The sequence below is a fragment of the Brevundimonas sp. genome, assembly GCF_016742135.1.
In the GTDB taxonomy this organism is placed as follows: Bacteria; Pseudomonadota; Alphaproteobacteria; order Caulobacterales; family Caulobacteraceae; genus Brevundimonas.
This window is the reverse complement of sequence record NZ_JACVCG010000005.1, coordinates 1-18,942: the sequence shown is the minus strand read 5'-3', so window position 1 is coordinate 18,942 and position 18,942 is coordinate 1. Positions and strand designations below refer to the sequence as shown.

The 18,942-nt window shown below is 66.6% G+C and carries 21 protein-coding genes; 8 read left to right on the top strand and 13 right to left on the bottom strand.

Translation table 11 applies throughout. The features are described 5' to 3' along the window. Positions 1 to 31: 31 nt before the first annotated feature. Entirely contained in the window at positions 32 to 970 is a 939-nt protein-coding gene (locus tag IBJ06_RS11005; protein ID WP_292160245.1) for a retroviral-like aspartic protease family protein, read from the top strand. On the opposite strand, the gene lpdA is transcribed toward IBJ06_RS11005, so the two are convergent. Together lpdA and IBJ06_RS10995 are read right to left on the bottom strand one after the other, a co-directional pair. Next, positions 967 to 2,385 carry a dihydrolipoyl dehydrogenase gene (lpdA, locus tag IBJ06_RS11000; RefSeq protein ID WP_292160243.1) on the bottom strand — a complete coding sequence of 473 codons (1,419 nt, stop codon included), beginning with the start codon at positions 2,383 to 2,385 and terminating at the stop codon, positions 967 to 969. The two genes, IBJ06_RS11005 and lpdA, sit on opposite strands and share 4 nt — an antisense overlap. Before the next feature lie 253 nt (positions 2,386 to 2,638). Then, positions 2,639 to 3,163, bottom strand: coding sequence for a hypothetical protein (locus IBJ06_RS10995; RefSeq protein WP_292160240.1), 525 nt, complete (start codon positions 3,161 to 3,163; stop codon positions 2,639 to 2,641). Positions 3,164 to 3,286: 123 nt separating this feature from the next. Between IBJ06_RS10995 and IBJ06_RS10990 the strand changes: the two genes are divergently transcribed. From IBJ06_RS10990 to IBJ06_RS10970, 5 genes are all read left to right on the top strand, one after another. Next, entirely contained in the window at positions 3,287 to 3,772 is a 486-nt protein-coding gene (locus IBJ06_RS10990) for a hypothetical protein (protein ID WP_292160238.1), read from the top strand. Between the two features lie 36 nt (positions 3,773 to 3,808). Next, entirely contained in the window at positions 3,809 to 4,954 is a 1,146-nt protein-coding gene (locus tag IBJ06_RS10985; RefSeq protein ID WP_292160236.1) for an acyltransferase, read from the top strand. A 34-nt stretch (positions 4,955 to 4,988) separates the two neighbouring features. Next, entirely contained in the window at positions 4,989 to 5,522 is a 534-nt protein-coding gene (locus IBJ06_RS10980) for a CHAP domain-containing protein (protein ID WP_292160234.1), read from the top strand. Positions 5,523 to 5,529: 7 nt separating this feature from the next. Next, a complete protein-coding gene (locus IBJ06_RS10975) occupies positions 5,530 to 6,321 on the top strand; it encodes a tryptophan 2,3-dioxygenase (protein ID WP_292160231.1) in 792 nt (263 codons plus the stop codon). A 73-nt stretch (positions 6,322 to 6,394) separates the two neighbouring features. Next, on the top strand, positions 6,395 to 6,892 hold the full coding sequence (locus tag IBJ06_RS10970; protein ID WP_292160229.1) for a PA2169 family four-helix-bundle protein: 498 nt from the start codon (positions 6,395 to 6,397) through the stop codon (positions 6,890 to 6,892). Between the two features lie 61 nt (positions 6,893 to 6,953). Here the strand turns inward: IBJ06_RS10970 and IBJ06_RS10965 are convergent, their stop codons facing one another. The 5 genes from IBJ06_RS10965 to IBJ06_RS10945 form a co-directional block, all read right to left on the bottom strand. Then, the gene (locus IBJ06_RS10965) at positions 6,954 to 7,439 is read right to left on the bottom strand and encodes a surface-adhesin E family protein (RefSeq protein WP_292160227.1); all 486 of its coding nucleotides are present in this window, start codon (positions 7,437 to 7,439) and stop codon (positions 6,954 to 6,956) included. A gap of 113 nt (positions 7,440 to 7,552) precedes the next feature. After that, positions 7,553 to 8,041 (bottom strand): surface-adhesin E family protein, encoded by a 489-nt coding sequence (locus tag IBJ06_RS10960; protein ID WP_292160225.1) that lies wholly within the window; start codon positions 8,039 to 8,041, stop codon positions 7,553 to 7,555. Positions 8,042 to 8,183: 142 nt separating this feature from the next. After that, positions 8,184 to 8,609, bottom strand: a complete 426-nt coding sequence (gene rplS, locus IBJ06_RS10955) for a 50S ribosomal protein L19 (RefSeq protein ID WP_292160223.1) — start codon at positions 8,607 to 8,609, stop codon at positions 8,184 to 8,186. Positions 8,610 to 8,660: 51 nt separating this feature from the next. Beyond that, a complete protein-coding gene (gene trmD, locus IBJ06_RS10950) occupies positions 8,661 to 9,368 on the bottom strand; it encodes a tRNA (guanosine(37)-N1)-methyltransferase TrmD (RefSeq protein WP_292160221.1) in 708 nt (235 codons plus the stop codon). A 732-nt stretch (positions 9,369 to 10,100) separates the two neighbouring features. After that, positions 10,101 to 11,786, bottom strand: a complete 1,686-nt coding sequence (locus IBJ06_RS10945; RefSeq protein ID WP_292160219.1) for a thiamine pyrophosphate-binding protein — start codon at positions 11,784 to 11,786, stop codon at positions 10,101 to 10,103. A gap of 101 nt (positions 11,787 to 11,887) precedes the next feature. Here IBJ06_RS10945 and IBJ06_RS10940 point away from each other — a divergent pair, with 101 nt between their 5' ends. Further along, positions 11,888 to 12,025 (top strand): entericidin A/B family lipoprotein, encoded by a 138-nt coding sequence (locus tag IBJ06_RS10940; protein ID WP_292160217.1) that lies wholly within the window; start codon positions 11,888 to 11,890, stop codon positions 12,023 to 12,025. Here the strand turns inward: IBJ06_RS10940 and truA are convergent. The 5 genes from truA to IBJ06_RS10915 are packed head-to-tail and all read right to left on the bottom strand — an operon-like array spanning position 12,022 to position 15,007. Beyond that, complete coding sequence (gene truA, locus IBJ06_RS10935) at positions 12,022 to 12,771, bottom strand: tRNA pseudouridine(38-40) synthase TruA (protein ID WP_292160214.1); 750 nt, start codon at positions 12,769 to 12,771, stop codon at positions 12,022 to 12,024. The two genes, IBJ06_RS10940 and truA, sit on opposite strands and share 4 nt — an antisense overlap. Before the next feature lie 12 nt (positions 12,772 to 12,783). Then, on the bottom strand, positions 12,784 to 13,737 hold the full coding sequence (gene fmt, locus IBJ06_RS10930; RefSeq protein WP_292160212.1) for a methionyl-tRNA formyltransferase: 954 nt from the start codon (positions 13,735 to 13,737) through the stop codon (positions 12,784 to 12,786). 6 nt (positions 13,738 to 13,743) lie between these two features. Next, on the bottom strand, positions 13,744 to 13,983 hold the full coding sequence (locus tag IBJ06_RS10925) for a hypothetical protein (RefSeq protein ID WP_292160210.1): 240 nt from the start codon (positions 13,981 to 13,983) through the stop codon (positions 13,744 to 13,746). Beyond that, complete coding sequence (def, locus tag IBJ06_RS10920; protein ID WP_292160208.1) at positions 13,983 to 14,537, bottom strand: peptide deformylase; 555 nt, start codon at positions 14,535 to 14,537, stop codon at positions 13,983 to 13,985. Before def ends, IBJ06_RS10925 begins: the two co-directional genes overlap by 1 nt. Positions 14,538 to 14,593: 56 nt before the next feature. Next, on the bottom strand, positions 14,594 to 15,007 hold the full coding sequence (locus IBJ06_RS10915) for an acyl-CoA thioesterase (RefSeq protein ID WP_292160206.1): 414 nt from the start codon (positions 15,005 to 15,007) through the stop codon (positions 14,594 to 14,596). A gap of 65 nt (positions 15,008 to 15,072) precedes the next feature. Between IBJ06_RS10915 and IBJ06_RS10910 the strand changes: the two genes are divergently transcribed. Then, on the top strand, positions 15,073 to 17,913 hold the full coding sequence (locus tag IBJ06_RS10910) for a DNA methyltransferase (protein ID WP_365812574.1): 2,841 nt from the start codon (positions 15,073 to 15,075) through the stop codon (positions 17,911 to 17,913). Positions 17,914 to 17,956: 43 nt separating this feature from the next. On the opposite strand, the gene IBJ06_RS10905 is transcribed toward IBJ06_RS10910, so the two are convergent. Beyond that, positions 17,957 to 18,805, bottom strand: coding sequence for a hypothetical protein (locus IBJ06_RS10905; protein WP_292160202.1), 849 nt, complete (start codon positions 18,803 to 18,805; stop codon positions 17,957 to 17,959). Between the last annotated feature and the right edge of the window lie 137 nt (positions 18,806 to 18,942).

Below are 18,942 nucleotides of genomic sequence, written 5' to 3'. Positions count from 1 at the left end.
GTCAGACCGGGAGCGGGACGGGGAGGCATGGGTGACCGGTCTGGATCGGCGGACCCTCATTCTGTCGGCGGCGGGGCTGGCCGTGGCCGGTCCTGTGCACGCGGTTCAGGAACCCGAGCCCCGCCTGCTGACCAATATTCTGACGCGGGTGGCGGCCGAGGTCGAGTTGAACGGCCGCAAACGGTATGCGCTGGTCCTCGATACCGGTGCCGGACGCACAGTGCTGGCGGATACGGTGGCGCGGGAGCTGAACCTGCCTGAGGGACCGCCGGTTCTGGTCCATGCCATCACCTCGGCCGAGGTGCTCCCGACCGTGCGACTGGCCCGTCTGGATTTTGCCGGGCGCAGGATCACGGATTTGATCTGTCCGGTGGTCAGCCGGGATCTGCTGGCGGCCGATGGCCTTCTGGGGCTGGATGTGCTGTCGCGCTATCGGCTCAGCATTGATCTGGCCCGGCGGCGGGTGTCGATGCGGCCCTCGGGCAGTGACGTGTTCGACAACAGTCCTGCCTTCGCCTCGCCCTCACGGCTTACGCGCGAAGGTGTCCGGGCCGAGATCGGCCGCTTCGGCCAGTTGATCCTGCCGACCGCCCGGGTCGGCGGTGTGACCCTGTCGGCCTTCATCGATACGGGGGCCCAATATTCCATCGGCAACCTCGCCCTTCTGGACGCCCTCGGCGCCGGTCGCGCAGACCCGTCGGGACAGGACATCGAGGTCTATGGCGTCACCGGCCAGGTTTTGATGGCGCGGGAGCGTGAGGTGCGCGGCCTGGAGATCGCCAGCCGCGACCTCGGCCCCACGACGCTGCTGTTCGCCGACCTGCATGCTTTTGAGGCGCTGGACCTGATCGCCGCTCCGGCCCTGCTGATCGGAGCCGACATCCTGTACCGCTTCCGCCGGGTCGAACTGGACTATGGCCGTCGCCGCATGGCCCTCAGCGGCCTCAGGCCCCCACTGTCGGCGCGTTAGGCCTGCATGGTCCAGCCCTCGACACCCATGGCCGCCTGACGCACGGCCTCCGAGCGGGTCGGGTGGGCGTGGCAGGTGCGGGCGATGTCCTCGGACGAGCCGCCGAAGGCCATGCACATGGCCGCCTCATGGATCATCTCGCCGGCCTGCGGACCCAGGATGTGGACACCCAGCACCTTGTCGGTTTCGGCATCGGCCAGCACCTTGGCATAGCCGTCGGTCTCGTGATTGATCTTGGCGCGGCTGTTGGCGGTGAAGGGGAATTTCCCGACCTTGTAGGCGACGCCCGCCGCCTTCAGCTGGTCCTCGGTCTGACCGACCCAGGCCACCTCGGGGCTCGTATAGACCACGCCCGGCACCAGATTGTAGTCGACGTGCCCCGCCTTGCCGGCGATGGTCTCGATGGCCGCGACCGCGTCTTCCTCGGCCTTGTGGGCCAGCATCGGGCCGTGGGTCACGTCGCCGATCACCCAGATGCCGTCCGTCCCGGTCCGGAAGTGGTCATTGTCGAGGAAGCCGCGCTTGTCGGTCGACAGGCCGACCGTCTCCAGCCCCAGTCCTTCGGTGTAGGGGCGGCGACCGATGGCGACCAGCACCACATCGCCCTTCAGGGTCTCGGCCTCGCCGCCCTTGGCCGGCTCGACGGTCAGTTCGACGCCCGACTTCGAGGTCTTGGCGCCCGTCACCTTGGCGCCCAGCCTGAACTTCATGCCCTGTTTGGTCAGCACCCGCTGAAAGGCGGTGGCCACATCGCTGTCCACGCCCGGCGTGATGCGGTCCAGATATTCGACCACGGTCACCTCGGCACCCAGACGCCGCCAGACCGAGCCCAGCTCCAGCCCGATGATGCCGGCGCCGACCACGATCATCTTCCCGGGCACCGTGTCGAGCGCCAGCGCCCCGGTGGAATCGATCACCTTGCCGGCCTCAAAGGCCACGCCGGGCAGGGGGGTGGGCTCCGAGCCGGTGGCGATGACGACATGGGCCGTCTTCAGCGTGGTGGTCGTGCCGTCGGCGGCCTCGACCTCGACCACGCCCTTTCCGTTCAGCCGGCCCCGGCCCTTGATCCAGTCGACCTTGTTCTTCTTGAACAGGAATTCGATGCCCTTGGTCAGGGCGGTAACGCTTTCCTGCTTCTGCTTCATCATCTGGCCGAGGTTCAGCGTCGGCGAGACCTCAATGCCCAGACCGGCGAACTCGCGTCCGGCGGCCTCATACATCTCCGAGGCATGCAGCAGGGCCTTGGAGGGCATGCAGCCCACGTTCAGGCAGGTTCCCCCCAGCGTCTCGCGCATCTCGACGCAGGCCACCTTCAGCCCCAGCTGGCCGGCGCGGATGGCGGCATTATACCCTCCCGGACCTCCGCCGATTATGACCACGTCATAGGGGGTGTCGGATGCGGAAGCCTGGGCCATGGGTGTCCTCGGTCGGGTCGGAAACGCGGCAGACGGCCGGGGAGGGCCGCGCCGGATCGGTCGATGGCCGGTCTAGCGCCCCTGACGCGGGAATCAACCGTCAAGAGCCTGATCGGTTGAGGTGGAATCGCTTCGCGATTCGGCCGATGCCGTGAATCAGGCTCTCGAATAACACTGGACCGAAATCTGAGCCCAGTCGGACAGGCGTCCGACTGAACCGATTTCGGTCTATACCGATGTGGGGTCGGTCGCCTCAGATCGAAAGCTGGCCAGGGATCCTTTTGCGGCGACGCGCCCGCGTGACCATCACGATCAGCAGACCGATCACGATCAGGGCCCCCAGCACCAGCCAGGTGGGATCGATGCCAAGCTCGGCCCCCAACCCGCCCGGCGCGGCAGCCGGGCCGCCCTCGGTGATGGTCGATTGCATGGAAGGCGCATTCGGATCGAACTTGCCACCGGCATCACTGCCGCCGCCGAAACCGCCCCGGTCGATCGCGAGGCGCAGAACGGCATCGGCCATGAACCCGAGGAAATAGGCGACGGCCGCCCGCGAATTGCCTGATCCCAATAGGAAGGCCGCGACCAGATAAAGCACCACCGCACCGATCCACAGGGCGATGATCGGCAGGTCCAGTCCGACCTGGGCCTCGGCCCCGGCCCGGGTTGCGGCAGCGTCCATACCCGCGCCCTCGAGGAAGGGGGACAGGAAGGGCCAGGCCAGCCATCCGGCATAGGCCAGTACCGCCAGAACGAGCACGATACGCAGGATCTTCATGGGACGTCCTTTCACATGACGGCGTTAACCCTACACCGGAACACGGCGCGCGCCGAGGGGGCGTCGACTTGACCCCGACGGCGGGATGGCGTTGGCATGAAGGGAACCTTCCGGGAGCCTGTTATGCGTCTGATCCTCTCCGCCATGGCCGTTGTGGCCCTCACAGCCTGTTCGCCCGAAGCCGAGGCCCCGCCGCCGGTCGAGCCTCCTGCACAAGCGCTGGAGCTGGGCGGGATCCCGCTGGATCAGCCGCTCCGCGCGCTCGGGACCGAACCCTTCTGGGGTGTGGACATCACGAGCGACGCCCTGGTCTATTCCGGCGTCGACCGTCCGGAACAGCGGGCCACGCATGACGGGGTCGAACTGATGGGCACGGTGGCCAGCTGGCGCGGCACCACGGCCGACGGCGCGCCCATCGACCTGATCCTGATGGCGACGGAATGTTCGGACGGCATGAGCGACCGCACCTATCCCCTGACGGCCCGCCTGGAGGTCGGCGGCGAGACCCTGAACGGCTGCGCGGCGACGGTCTCGGCCATCATGAGCGCCGGGGAATCCGGCCTGGTGGTCGACGCCCCGGTGGGCGCTACGACCGACGCGGCCTCTTAACGCTTCTCACATCGGCGGCATGGCAGGGTCTTGGCCATGACCGCGACACCGCCCGAGATCCATGGCCCCGCCGATCTGCGCCCGCTCACGGCGCTGCGCTTTCTGGCGGCGGCCTGGGTGGTGATCTATGCCTTCTGGCCTGACCTCGACGTCGGTGTCCTCCCCCATGCGGTGGCCAAGGGCTATCTGGGGGTCGAGGTCTTCTTCGTCCTGTCGGGCTTTATCCTGTGCCACGTCTACCTCGAGGCGTTCGGCACGAAACGCTCGGACTATGGGGGTTTCCTCTGGGCGCGGCTGGCCCGGGTCTATCCCCTGCACCTGTTCACCCTGTTCGGCGTGATCGCGCTGGGGCTGGCGGCCACGGTCGCCGGCATGTCGCTGAACGCCAGTGTGCTCGACTGGGCCTCCCTGCCCGCCAATCTGGCCATGGTCCATGCCTGGGGCCTGGCTCCGGAGGCCGCCTTCAACCACCCCTCCTGGTCGATCTCGGCGGAATGGTTCGCCTATCTGACCTTCCCCGTCTTCGCCGCCGTCGCCTGGCGCATGCGCAACCGGCCATGGATTGCCGTGGCTGCTACGGCCGCCTTTATTCCGGCGATTTATCTGGTGTTTCAGGTCCTGGCCGGCTTCCCCCTGACCCAGGCCACCATCCAGTGGGGCGCACTTCGGATCGTGCCGTGCTTCGCCTATGGCTGTGCCCTCTACCTGCTGTATCGCCGGGCACCTGTCGCCCGACCGGCGGCCCTCGCGACGATCTCGGTGCTGGGGCTGGCGGCCGCGGCGGCGCTCAACGCCCCGGATGCCCTGATCGTCGTCCTGGCGGGACTGATGATCCTGGGCCTCGCGGGCATCCCCAACGGAAGTGCGGGCGTCATGGCCTCGGCCCCGGCGGTGTATCTGGGGGAGATCAGCTACTCGGTCTATATGGTCTGCATTCCGGTCAAGCTGGTCGCGGTCAATGTCGCAGCCCGTCTGACCGGTGCGGGCGACGCTGGCCTCTGGTGGCCCGTCTGGCTGGCACTGGTGCTGATGGTGCCGGTGGTGGCGGCTGTCACCTACCATCTGGTGGAAAAGCCCGCTCGAGGCTGGCTCCGTGCGCGCCGTCCCGGGCGGCCTCGCATACTTCCGCCCACAGCAAATTCCCCTGTCGAGGGGTTTCAGGCGTCGAAAACTATCGTATAGGCCGAAGCAGTCTCAACAGCGCAGAGCAATCCGCATGCTGAAACGCGTCTCCGCCCTTTTGGTTGCCGCCACCCTTGGTCTCAGCCTGATCACCGTCACACCCGGACGGGCCCAGGACGTCTACTGGCAGTGCGTGACCTTTGCGCGGTTGGCGTCCGGCATCGAGATTTATGGCGACGCCTGGACCTGGTGGCGTCAGGGGACGGAGCGTTTCCGCACCGGCAATCAGCCCGAAACCGGTGCTGTTCTGGTGTTCCAGGCCCATGGACGAATGACGCGCGGCCATGTGGCCATGGTCTCCGAAGTGCTGACCGATCGCGTGATCCGCGTCACCCACGCCAACTGGGGCGGCAGCCGCGGCAAGATCGAGGAGAACGTCACCGTCGTCGACGTCTCTGACGCGGGGGACTGGAGCCGGGTCAAGGTCTGGTACGCCCCGATCAACGATCTCGGCTCCAGCGTCTATCCGATCTACGGCTTTGTGTACAAGGAACCGCTGGCCAGCTCTGTCCCCCTGCGTCAGGCCGCCTTGCCGGAGACTGCGGAGTTCGGCTTCGGCCAGCCGTGAGGCCGGCATGACCCGCCCCATCACCTACGCCGGCTATCTGGCGCTGGATGACCTTCTGGCCTGCCAGCATCCCCTGTCGGACCAGCATGACGAAATGCTGTTCGTCATCATCCACCAGACCAAGGAACTGTGGCTCAAGCAGATCCTGCACGAGCTGGTGCTGGCCCAGCGGCTGGTGCGTGCCGGCGATCTGGTCCCCGCTTACAAGAGCATGGCCCGCATCAGCCGTATCCAGGCGGTGATGACGCAGAGCTGGGATATCCTCGCGACCCTGACCCCGGCCGATTATCTGCGCTTCCGCGGCGTTCTGGGCACCAGTTCGGGCTTTCAGAGCGATCAGTTCCGCCGCGTCGAGGCGATGCTGGGCCTCAAGGACGCCCGCTTCCTCGCCCATCACGAGGATCGGCCCGAGGCCCACGCCGCCCTCAAGGCCGCCATCGAGGCCCCCAGTCTCTATGACGACGCCCTGCATCAGCTGGCCCGCGCCGGGCTGGACCTGCCGCCCGAGGTGCTGGAACGCGACATCAGCGCCCCCTACGTGCCCCACCCGGCGGTCGAGGCCGCCTGGCTAACCGTCTATCGTGAGCCCGAACGCTACTGGTCCCTCTATCAGCTGGCCGAGAAGCTGGTCGATCTGGATGATGCCCTCCTGACCTGGCGGCACAAGCATGTTGTGACCGTCGAGCGCATCATCGGCCGCAAGACCGGCACCGGCGGCACCGACGGGGTCGGCTATCTGACCGAGACGCTCAAGCGTCGCTGCTTCCCGGAGCTGTGGTCGCTGCGCACCCGTTTGTGATCGCGTTCCGGCAACCCCCCGGCCTTTCCATGCATTTTCTTCCCGGGGAGAGGTGCAGGAACAGGAGGTCATCATGGCCCGACTGGATATTGCCGAGGTCCACCCTCACGACCACGGGCATGACATCGATGTGCTCAACCGCCTGATCAAGGTTACCCTCGACAGCGCCGAGGGCTATCGCGAGGCCTCACGCGAGAGCGACGATCCCGGCCGCAAGCTGGCCTACGGCCGCCTGGCCGAGCAGCGCGACAGCCTGGTGGATATCCTGCAGCAGAGGGCCCGCGATCTCGGGGGCCTTCCTGCACAGGAGGGCTCGCTGCTGGCCAAGGCCCACCGTGCCTTCATGGACATCAAGCATGCGTTCCTGCGGGATGATGGTACCCTCGACGGATCGATCCGCGAGGGCGAGGCCTATCTAATCGACACCTGGGAGGTGGCGCTCAACGATCCGGATCTGGGAGAGGCCACCCGTGCCATCCTCCAGGACGCCTTCGACAGGATCGACCCTCATCCCGGCGATCGCGAACGCCATCTGCTGCCGCCCCACGACAGCTTCAGCCCGGGCCTGTAGGATAGAAAAAAGGGCTCCGGTGCGAACCGGAGCCCTCTGTGCGGGCGAAATCGGCGTTGGCCTATTCGACGACCCATTCCCGGTAGATGGCGAGGATGGTGGTCAGGTCCCCGTCCACTTCACTGTCCGCGGGAATGGTACCGTCACAGGCAATGCTCTTGAAGGTCCAGTTGTTGCTGTTGGGGGCCACTGCCTCCCACGGCGAGTCGTCGTCGATGGCCCCCATGAAGTCGCCGTCGACATCATAGGCGGCGGCAGCCGGCGTGCGGTAGGTCGAGTTCGAGCAGTTGAACTCATAGGCCATGTCCAGACGCGCGATGCCGCTCTGGGCAACCTGATCCGGGTGGGACCCCATGATCACGGTCATGCTGGCGATATTGCCCGACTTGCGGACCGAACCGCCCGAGGCGATGGCCAGGGCATTCTCGTCGGCGTCGACGATGTAATAGGGGGCCGAGAAACGGGGTGCCGACTGGGCTACGGCGGCGGAAATGCCGAAAGTCGTGGCCGCCAGGGTGCCGGCAGCAAGGGCGAGGGCGAGGCGCATGATGATCTCCTGAACAGCGTCCGGCCAATTCATAACCCAGCTTCTTAAAACGCGACAGGGGCCCCGTGCCTGATGTCAGGTTCGGTCATGCCGGGCGGACCGGGCAGGGCTGCCTATTGTTCGAGAATGAACGCCCGGTACTCGGTGACGATCATCTGGACATCGCCCTCCAGCACCATGTCGGCGGGCATGTTGCCGTTGCAGGCCAGGTCCATAACGAGGGCGGACGGTGCCTCCGGATTGACCGCCTCCCAGTCCGAGTCATCCGTGAGGGCGCCCATCAATTCGCCGTCTCCGCCATATCCGGCAAAGCTGGGGGTCTTGTAGGTCGAGTTCCGGCAATTGAACTGATAGCGCATGTCCAGACGCCCGAACCCGGTCTCGGCCAGGGCATCCGGCGACGATCCGATGATGACGGTGACATGGGCGATATCGCCGGATTTCTGCACCGTTCCCCCTGCGGCAAAGATGAGCGCTTCCCGCGTGATATCGATCAGATAATAGGGCCCCGTGACCGCCGGAGCTTCCTGGGCCCGGGCGGCGGCCGCGCCGAGGGTCGTGGTGGCGGCGACGGCGGCGGCGAGGGTGACGGCGAGACGCATGGCGGGCTCCGGGATTGCGATCCGCCCACGATACCCGCGTCCACCGGTTCGGCAAGCGCCGATCCCTGACGGGCGGCAGCAGGGCGCAGCAAAAAGGCCCCGGATCGCTCCGGGGCCTTTCGCATTCTCGCCGACCTGCGTCTCACGCTTCGGTGTCAGGAGCCTCGGCCTTGCCGGTTTCCGGCACGGAGACGCCCTTGGTCGGACGGACCGTCTGGCGTTCGGCGATCCGGGCCGACTTGCCGCGACGATCGCGCAGATAATAGAGCTTGGCGCGCCGCACGACGCCGCGACGCTTGACCTCGATGGATTCGATGTTCGGCGACAGGATCGGGAATTTCCGCTCCACGCCCTCGCCAAAGCTGATCTTGCGGACGGTGAAGGTCTCGTTCACGCCGCCGCCGGCGCGGGCGATGCAGACGCCTTCAAAGGCCTGGACGCGCTCGCGCTCGCCTTCCTTGATCTTGACCATGACGCGCAGGGTGTCGCCGGGCTGGAAGTCGGGGATTTCGCGCGCTTCGAGCAGGCGGGCTTTTTCTTCGGCAGCAAGCTGCTGGACGATGTTCATGTCACTCTCCGTCGGGCTTTTGCGCCCTTTAGCTGTCAGTTGGCGAGGCGATCAGCCTCGCGGGGTGGTCTTGTCCGCAAAGGCGGCCCACAGGTCTGGCCGTCGCTCACGGGTCGTCTGCTCCCTTTGCTCCTGGCGCCATCGTGCGACCTTTTGATGGTCACCCGACAGCAGGACCTCGGGAATGTCGTGCCCCTCGAACGTCCGCGGTCGCGTGTACTGCGGATGCTCCAGAAGCCCGTCCTCGAAACTCTCACTCTCCAGACTGGCCGCCTGGCCGAGGACGCCGGGCAACAGTCTTACGCACGCCTCGATCGCCACCATCGCCGCCGCCTCGCCACCGGCAAGGACCGCGTCGCCGACCGCGACCTCCTCAAACCCGCGCGCGTCAAGCACCCGCTGGTCCACCCCCTCGAACCGGCCGCACAGCACGACGAGACCGTCGGCCGTGGCCCAGTCCTTCACCCGCGCCTGGGTCAGGGGCCGGCCCCGGGCGCTCATGTACAGAAGGGGTCGTTTCGGGCCATCCAGACTGTCAAGAGCCCGGGCGACCACATCGGCCTTCAGCACAGCTCCGGGCCCGCCACCCGCAGGGGTGTCGTCCAGGAAGCCGCGCCTATCGTCGCTAAAGGCCCGGATGTCAACCGTATCCAGGCTCCACAGCCCGCGCTCACGCCACGCCGTCCCGATCAGCGACACGCCGAGCGGCCCCGGAAAAGCCTCCGGAAACATGGTCAGAACAGTGACGGGGTAGGGCATGGGGTCGGCCTCATACAGCAAACAGGTCAAGGCGGCGAGCTAAGCATCCGTCTTCCCGGCGAAGGCCGGGATCCAGATCCCCGCAGTGAGGTTGCTAATTTTGGAGCGAGTTTCAGGTCCTTGGGCTGGTGCCTGACATCTGGACCCCGGCCTTCGCCGGGGAAGCGGAGTAAGCTTTCACGCCTACACTGACAGGCAATACAGCCCTGAAAATGCAACGGCGGACCTTGGGCCCGCCGCGCGTCCGACCGCCGAAGCTATCGGAGGGGCGCTAGGCGCCATAAGTGCGCCTGAACCATGTTGCGTCAAGTGTCTGGATCGGATCAGTGCCGATAGTCCGTAATCGGGCACTCACTGACGAGGCGCCACCCGTCTCCATCACGGCGCAATCTACAGGTCCGAACAATGAAATTGTGCCCACTTTGGATCGCCTTGACGGTCATCACCCCGCCCCGCTGTCGCGGTTGTTCGAATTGGTACTGACTGCCGAGGATGTCGAAATGTTCCCAACGGACAATTGCCATTGGCACGCCATTGGCTGTCCAATCGCAGTCGGTTCCCCAGCTGTCTTCCAAGAGAGGCAAACCGAACTCCGGGCCAAAGCCATACTGACTTCTGGCGACCTCTGCGATCACACTGCAGCGTTCTGCCTTCGAGGCGGGCGAACCGGCAGTGGTCGCGCATCCGCTCAAGAGGAGGATCAGGCAGGCGTATGCTGTGAGCGCCCTCACGTCAGCCCCCCCGCATACCGCTGATGGTGCGGTTGGGGGCGATGTCCTCGGCTGAGGTGATCAGGTGGATCAGGGCGGGCAGGCCTTGCTCGCGGGCCTCCCTCCGCGCGGTTTCCAGCGCGCCAGCAAAATCCCCGGTCGTCTCGCAACGCACGCCGAACGCGCCGAAGGCCTCGGCCCATTTGACGAAATCGGGGTTCTTCAGGTCGGTGGCGATCACCCGTTCCGCGCCGGGGTAATGTCCCTCCTGGTGCATGCGGATGGTGCCATAGGTCGAATTGTCGACCACGATCACCACGGGGTTCAGCCCGTGCTGGACGGCGGTGGCCATTTCCTGACCGGTCATCATGAAGTCGCCGTCGCCAGCCACACAGATCACCTCGCGGTCGGGGTGCACGGCCTTGGCGGCCAGCGCCGCCGGCCAGCCATAGCCCATGGCCCCCGACGTCGGAGCCAGCTGGGTGCGGCACGCCCGGTGGCGGTAAAAGCGGTGCAGCCAGGCGGCAAAGTTTCCGGCGCCGTTGGTGACGATGGCATCGGCGGGCATGACCTCGCCCAGATGCTTCATGCACAGGCTCATATTGACCGCACCGGTCACCTCGACCGGGGTCGAAAAGGCCTCGAAGTCGGCGTGGGCGGCCTCTCCCAGATCGTGCCAGGTGCGGCCCGGCTCCAGCTGCGACAGGGCCAGCGCCGCCAGACTGTTGTCGGCCACGGCCGATGTCAGCGTCGGCCACACCCGGCCCAGTTCCTCGGGCCCCGGGTGGATGTGCACCAGCACCCGGGCGGTATGGTCGCGGTCGAACAGGGTGTAGCCCTGGGTCGGGTTCTCGCCCAGCCGCGCCCCGATGGCGATGATCAGGTCGGCGTTCCTCGCCCGCGCCATCAGCTTCGGATTGCAGCCCAGCCCCAGATCGCCCGCATAGTTGGGCCGGTCATTAGCGATGATGTCCTTCCTGCGGAACGAGCCCGAGATCGGCAGGCCCAGCGCCTCGGACCAGGCCGCCAGCGCATGGGCCGCCTCATCGGTCCAGCCCGAGCCCCCGACGATCAGCAGCGGCCGTTCCGCCTTGGCCAGTCGCGCCTCGATCTCGCGCGTGATCGCGGGATCCAGCGCCGCGCGTGCCGGGGTCACGGGCCGCACCGGGGCCGGGCCGCCGTCATCGTGCAGAATGTCCTCGGGCAGGGCGATGACTACGGGCCCCATCCGCCCCTGCAGCGCCGTGGCGATCCCGCGCTCGACGATTTCGACCGTGCGCTCCGGGCTCTCGATCTCGGTCGCCCATTTGGCCAGCCCGCCGAACACCTCGCGATAGTCGACCTCCTGAAAGGCCCCGCGCCCCCGGTCGGTCAGGGCGATCTGGCCGACGAACAGGATCATCGGCGTGGAATCCTGATGCGCCGTATGCACGCCGATCGAGGCGTGGGTCGCGCCCGGCCCGCGCGTGACCATGCAGACGCCGGGCTTGCCGGTCAGCTTGCCATAGGCTTCGGCCATATTGGCGGCGCCCGCCTCGTGCCGGCAGGTGATCACGCGGATCTGGTCGCGCACATCGGCCAGGGCATCCAGTACCGCCAGATAGCTCTCCCCCGGCACGCAGAAAACGGTGTCGATGCCATTGACGACCAGGGCCTGGACCAGCCGATGGGCGGCGCTTGTGCGGGCGGTGTGTGCGGTTTGGCTCATACCTCTGCTGCTAGCAGATCAGAGCCCGTCTTGACCATTCGTCGGCCGTGCAACCCGTCGGGAGCATCGGCGTTTCAGCTTGACCATAACGGAGCTTGACCATGCGCAAGATCATCACCCTCGCCCTCATCGCCTCGGCGCTCGCCGTTTCGGCCTGCAACACCATCTCCGGCATCGGTCGCGACGTCCAGGCCGTGGGCAGCGCCGTCAGCAGCGGCGCGGAAGACGCGAAAAACTAGGCTTCGGTCTCATAGTTGACCCGGTCGAGGTAGAGCCCCTCGGCCGGGGCCACGGGGCCACAGGCGGCCCGGTCGCGCGCCGCCAGCACCCGCGCCACGTCCTCGACCGCCCAGCGTCCCAGCCCGACCTGCACCAGCGTCCCGGTCATAGAGCGCACCTGCCGATGCAGGAAGCTGCGTGCCGCAAAAACCAGCTGCACCTCCTCGCCGACCCGCACGACGCTTGCTTGGTCCAGCGTCTTTTCCGGTGAGGCCGACTGGCAGTTCACATCCCGAAAGGTCGTAAAGTCGTGCAGGCCGACCAGCGCCTGTGCCGCCCGGTCCATGGCCTCGGCATCCAGCGGCTGTTTCACATGCCAGACCCGCTTGCGGTCCAGCGCCGGCGGGGCCGGGCGGTTCAGGATCCGGTACAGATAGCCCCGGCCCGTCGCCGAGAACCGCGCGTGCCAGTCATCCGACACCTTGCGACAGTCCAGCACCGCGACCGGCTCCTCCATCATATGGGCGTTCACGGCATTCATGACCGTCCGCTCGGGCCAGTCGCGCGCGAGGTCCACATGCACCGTCTGCGCCGTGGCGTGGACGCCCGTGTCGGTCCGCCCTGCCGCCGCGATCCGCACCGCCTCGCCGCTGAAGGCCAGAATGGCGCGCTCCAGCGTACCCTGCACCGTCGGCAGGCTGGCCTGGGCCTGAAAGCCGCAATAGCCCGACCCGTCATATTCCACCGTCAGCCGGTAGCGGGGCATGGTGTCTCCCCCCTACCGCTCGCCGCGCGGCGGCTCGCTACTTGAGGGGAGGACTGTTCCTGCCGGAATGGCAAAGCCGCGCAGCAACTCGTCGGCGCTCTGGGCCGCCTTGCCCGGGCGCTGCACCCGCTCCAGCCGCACCGCGCCGTCCCCGCAGGCGATGGTCAGGCCGTCATCCAGCACCGTGCCCGCCGGTCCCGAGCCTTCGGCCAGCCCGGACATCAGCGCCTTGATTCGCACGGGTCCTTCAGGGCCTTCAACCTCGAACCAGGCCCCGGGAAAGGGCGACAGGCCCCGGATATGGGCATCCACTTCGCGGGCCCGCCGGGTCCAGTCGATGCGCGCCTCGGCGGGGCTGATCTTCTTCGCATAGGTGGGTTCACCGACCTGCGCGACCGGCTGGCCACCGCCGCGCTCCAGCGCCGCCAGCGCCCGCGGCCAGAGGCCTGCGCCGATGTGGGCCATCCGCTCCGAAAGGCTGGCCGCCGTGTCGCGCGGGCTGATGCCCAGCCGTTCCGACAGCAGCACCGGCCCCTCATCCAGCCCCTCGGACATCTGCATGATCTGGACGCCGGTCTCGGCATCGCCGGCCATGATCGCCCGCTGGATCGGCGCCGCGCCGCGCCAGCGCGGCAACAGCGACCCGTGCAGGTTCAGGCACCCCAGCCGCGGCGCCTCCAGCACTTCACGCTTCAGGATCTGGCCATAGGCGACCACGCAGGCGGCATCCAGATCCAGCGCGCGGAAGGCCTCAATGGTCTCGGGGGCCTTCATCGAGGTCGGCGTGAACACCGGCAGGCCCAGGGTCTCGGCGAATTCCTGAACGGGGGAGGGGGTCAGCTTCATGCCCCGCCCTCGCGGCCTCGGCGGCTGCGAATAAACCGCCACCACCTCATGCCCCGACGCCACCAGCTCGGCCAGCGAGGGCACCGCGAACGCGGGCGTTCCCATAAAGGCCAGACGCATGGCCTTCTAGTCCCAGCGCGTAAAGACGCCGCCGCCCTCGTCCCATTCGCCGCCGGTGTCCAGCGAGTCAAAGTCCAGCAGCCGGTCGATGATCACGCCCGCGATCACGCCGAGAGCCCCCACGGCCAGCAGGGTCGCGACACTGCCGATGCCGATCTTCTCGGACCGGGTCAGGCGACGCCGCCCGCTGGGATCGACGATCCGGTCGCGCGAACGCTTCAGGGGGGTACGGGCGCGTCGGGTCATCAGGCGGCCATCCTCGCAACCTTCTTGACCTTGGCCACGGCCCGCTCGCGCTTGAGCCGCGACAGATGGTCGATGAACAGCACGCCGTTCAGGTGGTCCATCTCGTGCTGGATGCAGACGGCATAGAGGCCATCGACCTCTTCCTCGACGCTCTGGCCGTTATAGTCGAGATACCGGATCCGCGCCCGCGCCGGACGCTGGACCTCGTCGAAATACTCCGGGATCGACAGGCAGCCCTCTTCGTAGGGCGCCGTTTCCTCGGAGGTCCAGAGGATCTCGGGATTGACGAAACAGCGCGGATTCCTGCGGTCCGCGTCCTCGGCGTCCTCGGCCACATCCGGCTTGTCGGCCAGGTCCATGACGATCACCCGGCGCAGGTCACCGATCTGCACGGCGGCCAGCCCGATGCCCGGCGCGGCGTACATGGTCTCCAGCATGTCATCCATCAGGCTGCGCAGCTCATCCGTCACCGGTCCCTCGACGGGCTCGGACACGCGCTTCAGAACCGCCAGATCAGCGGCATTGTCGATGGTCAGGATGCGTCGGATGGCCATGGGGTCGAGGTAGGCGCGATACCCCGAAAGGTCAAGATTTCCGAGGGTCGCACCCCTCAGGCCTGCACCTCCGGCAGCGGCCGCGGCCGCAGGTCATCGCCGATCGCCACATAGGTGAAGATGCCCTCGGTCACGCGTTCCGACCGCGCATGGGCCTGGTTGCGGGGTCGCTTCCACGCCTCGACCTTGACCCGGATCGAGCTTCGGCCGGTCGAGACGATCTCGGCATAGATCGACACCTCATCGCCCACCGACACGGGCTTGTGAAACACCATGGCGTCCAGGGCGATGGTCACGCAGCGCCCCTGCGCCCGCTCGAACGCCGGCGTCGCCCCCGACAGGTCCATGTGCGCCAGCAACCAGCCGCCAAAGATGTCCCCCTCGGGGTTGGTATCCGCCGGCATGGCAATCACCCGCCCGACAGGCCGGCCGGTGGGAAGCTCGGGAAGTTGGGCAAGGGAGTCCGTCATGGCCGTGTCAGTACAGAAACCCGGCGCGAAGCAAAACGGGCAAGTGAGGCCACACCCTCACCCGCTTGCCACCGCCGCGCGAACCGGGCGACAAGGGCGGGGGGAGGGCACCGCCTTTGCGTCTCAGCTGGAATGAAATCAGGGCCCGCGCCGCCGCCTTCGCGCGCGACTGGTCCGACGCCCATTACGAAAAGGGTGAGACCCAGAGCTTCTACAACGACTTCTTCGAGGTCTTCGGGGTTCGCCGCCGCAAGGTGGCGACCTTCGAGGAACCCGTGCGTCTGCTGGGCGACAAACGCGGCTTCATCGACCTGTTCTGGAAAGGCGTCCTGCTGGTCGAACAGAAGAGCGCGGGCCGCGACCTGGTCCGCGCCCGTCAGCAGGCCCACAACTATTTCCCGGGCCTGAAAGACCACGAGCTTCCCCGCTACATCCTGCTCTGCGACTTTCAGAGCTTCGAACTGATCGACCTCGAAACGGGCGACGAGACCCGCTTCGCCCTCGCGGACCTGCCCGCCCATATCGAGGCCTTCGGCTTCGTCGTCGGGGTCGAAAAGCGGGTCTTCCAGGATCAGGACCCGGTCAACATCATCGCCGCCGAGCTGATGGGCAAGCTGCATGACGCGCTGAAACCCACCTATGACGGCGCGCCGCTGGAACGGTTGCTGGTGCGGCTGTTGTTCTGCCTGTTCGCCGACGACACCGGCATCTTCCCCGAACGGGGCATGCTGGAAACCTATCTGCGTGACCGCACCGCCCCCGACGGCCACGACCTCGGGGCCAAGCTGAACCTGATCTTCCAGACCCTGAACACGCCCGAGGACGCCGCCTGGCGCAACGGTCTGGACGAGGACCTGAACCGCTTCCCTTACATCAACGGCGACCTGTTCGCCGAAACCCTGCCCATCGCCAACTTCAACACCGCCATGCGCGACCGGCTGCTGGAGGCGTGCGGCTTCTTCTGGGAAAAGATCAGCCCCGCCATCTTCGGCGCCCTGTTCCAGTCGGTGATGAACGCAAAGGAACGCCGCGCCAAGGGCGCCCACTACACCACCGAAAAGAACATCCTGAAGGTCATCGAGCCCCTGTTCCTCGACGATCTGCGCGCCGAGCTGTCGCGCATCAAGGGCCTTCGGCGGGGAAGCGAAGCGGCCCTGCGCGCCTTTCAGGATCGCCTCGCCGCCCTCAACCTGTTCGACCCGGCCTGCGGCTGCGGCAACTTCCTGATCATCGCCTATCGCGAGCTTCGCCTGCTCGAAATCGAGGTCCTGAAAGCCCTCTACCCGACCGGCCAGCTGGACCTCGAGGCCGCCGCCCTGTCCAAGGTCGACGTCGACCAGTTCTACGGCATCGAAATCGATGAATTCCCCGCCCGCATCGCCGAAACGGCCATGTGGATGATGGACCACATCATGAACAACCGGCTCAGCCTCGAGTTCGGCAAGGTCTTCGCGCGTATTCCGCTGAAAGCCGCCCCGCATATCGTTCATGGCGACGCGTTGGAGGTTGACTGGGCCGAGGTGCTGGCCCCAGAGGAATGCAGCTACATTCTGGGAAATCCGCCGTTCCTTGGTGCGAAGGTACAGAGCGATGTTCAGAGGACGCAGGTCCGGCGCATCGCCAATCTCGGCAAGTCAGGCGGCACTCTGGATTTTGTGGCAGCGTGGTTCATCAAGGCGGGTGAGTACGTTCAGAAATCGACCGCCCGCATCGGCTTCGTCTCCACCAACTCCATCACCCAAGGCGAACAGGTGGCCCAACTCTGGCCCCTGTTGTTCAATCGCTATGGCTTGGAAATTGCCTTCGCTCACCGGACTTTCGCTTGGGGCTCGGACGCGCGCGGCAAAGCGCACGTCCATGTGGTCGTTGTCGGCTTGACCCGGCGCGAGGACGAGCCGCCTGAAAAGCGCCTTTTCAGCTACCCCGACATCAACGGTGATCCCGACGAGACGCGGCACACGGCCCTATCCGCCTATCTGTTCGACGCTTCCAAGCTCGTGGACCGGCACTTGGTGGTTCGGGAGACTAGTAAGCCTATAGGCGGAGGGAATGTCCCCGCTACTCGTCTTGGCTCCCAGCCTATTGATGGTGGAAACCTCATTCTTGATGCCGACGAGCGCATCGCCATCCTCGCGCAAGTCCCTGACCTTGAGCCGTTCGTCCGACCTTTCATTGGGTCTTGGGAATTCCTCAATGGGGGAGAGCGGTGGATTCTCGCGCTGCAGAAAGCACCGCTAAATATCGTGCGTCATCCGGTAGTTGTGGCCCGACTCAAAGCTGTCCGTGAATTTCGTGCCTCCAGCAATCGACCCGTGACGCGCTTGCTCGCAAACACGCCCGCAGAGTTCGCCTTCACAACGATTCCGGAATCAAAATTCCTTATCCTTCCTGAGGTCAGTTCCGAACGACGTTCTTATGCACCTTTCGGGTATTGTTCGCCGCCGACAATCCCCAGCAACCTGGTAAAAGTCGCCGCACCAGTAGACCTCTGGCAGTTTGCTATCCTGACTAGTCGAGCTCACATGGACTGGCTACGCCACATTGGCGGTCGCCTCAAAAGCGATTACCGATACTCAACAGGCGTAGTTTACAATACATTCCCTTGGCCTAAAGTGACTGAGGCCGATGAGACCCGGCTCAACGGCCTCGCCCAAGCGGTCCTCGACGCCCGCGCCGCGCATCCAGACGCCACCTTGGCCGACCTCTACGATCCCGACGTCATGCCCGCTGACTTGCGCAAGGCGCACCGCGCGCTCGACCTCGCGGTCGACCGCCTCTACCGCAAGGCCCCGTTCGAGAGCGACCGCGAGCGCGTCGAACACCTGTTCACCCTCTACGAACAGATGACCGCCGGCCTGCTGGCCGCGCCCAAAAAGTCGCGCCGTCGCAAGAAGACTGACGCCTGACGGCCGAGGCGGTTAAGGACGCCGCTACTCGACCTCCTGACCCTCACCCCTCCTCGCCCTCTCCCCCCTCCGGCCTGACCCAGTCCTTGCGATAGGGCAGGCCCTTCTGGCCGCGCGCCATGTGGCGTACGGTCACCCACCAGCCGTCGAAAATCTCGTCCAGCGTCTTCAGACTGCCGTCCGCATTCCAGTAGCGGCCCGGGCGGCCATCGTCTCTACGGTGGCGCACGAAATCCAGCGCCGCGCATTCGGGCCCCAGGTTCTCGGCGCGCCAGTGCAGGGCCAGCGCCCCCAGCAGGTCCGGCGTGGTGTCGAGGTCCGACAGCATGCGCCGCGCCGTTTCATCGGCCCGGATCAGGATGTGGTTCTCCAGTTCGGCGCGCAGGCGGTACAGCTCTTCCTCGGCGGCGATGTCGTCTACCGGTTCCTCCGGCGGCGCGGCGGTGGCGTGCCCCTCCCGGCCCCCTCCCTCCGGGTGTGGGCTGCCGATGCGGCGGTCCAGCGCCTCGGCGGCCTTGAGCAGGGCGCTGGCCTCGGCGGCCCGTCCCCGCGCCAGCAGGGAGGCCGCCCGCCGGGTTGCCGCCTCCAGCGCCTCGTGCAGGTCTTCGGGCGGGATGGGGGCCTCGGGGGGCAGGGGTAGTGGCTGGGGCAGGGGCGCCTCGACATCGGCCTCGCCGGCCAGACGCCGGTCCTCGGCCTCCGCCTCCTGCGCCTCGGCGGCCATCGCCGCCTTGCGGGTCCAGCCCTCGGCATTGGCCCTGAACCGCAGATTGCCATAGCCCACGTCGAACCGCCGCGCGACCGAGGCCGCCGGCTCCCCGGCCAGATAGGCCTCCTTCACCCGCGCCCAGACGGCGGGAGATCGCTGCTTGATGATGCGTCGCTCGGTCATGGACGCAGCCTGCCACAGCCCTGCGTCAAATCCGGACGCAGGCCTGGCGGGGTTGGTCAGTCTGGCAGTCGGGCTTGGTCGGTTTGGTCAGGGTTCCTCCCCCGTTCACGGGGGAGGGGGACCGCGTAGCGGTGGAG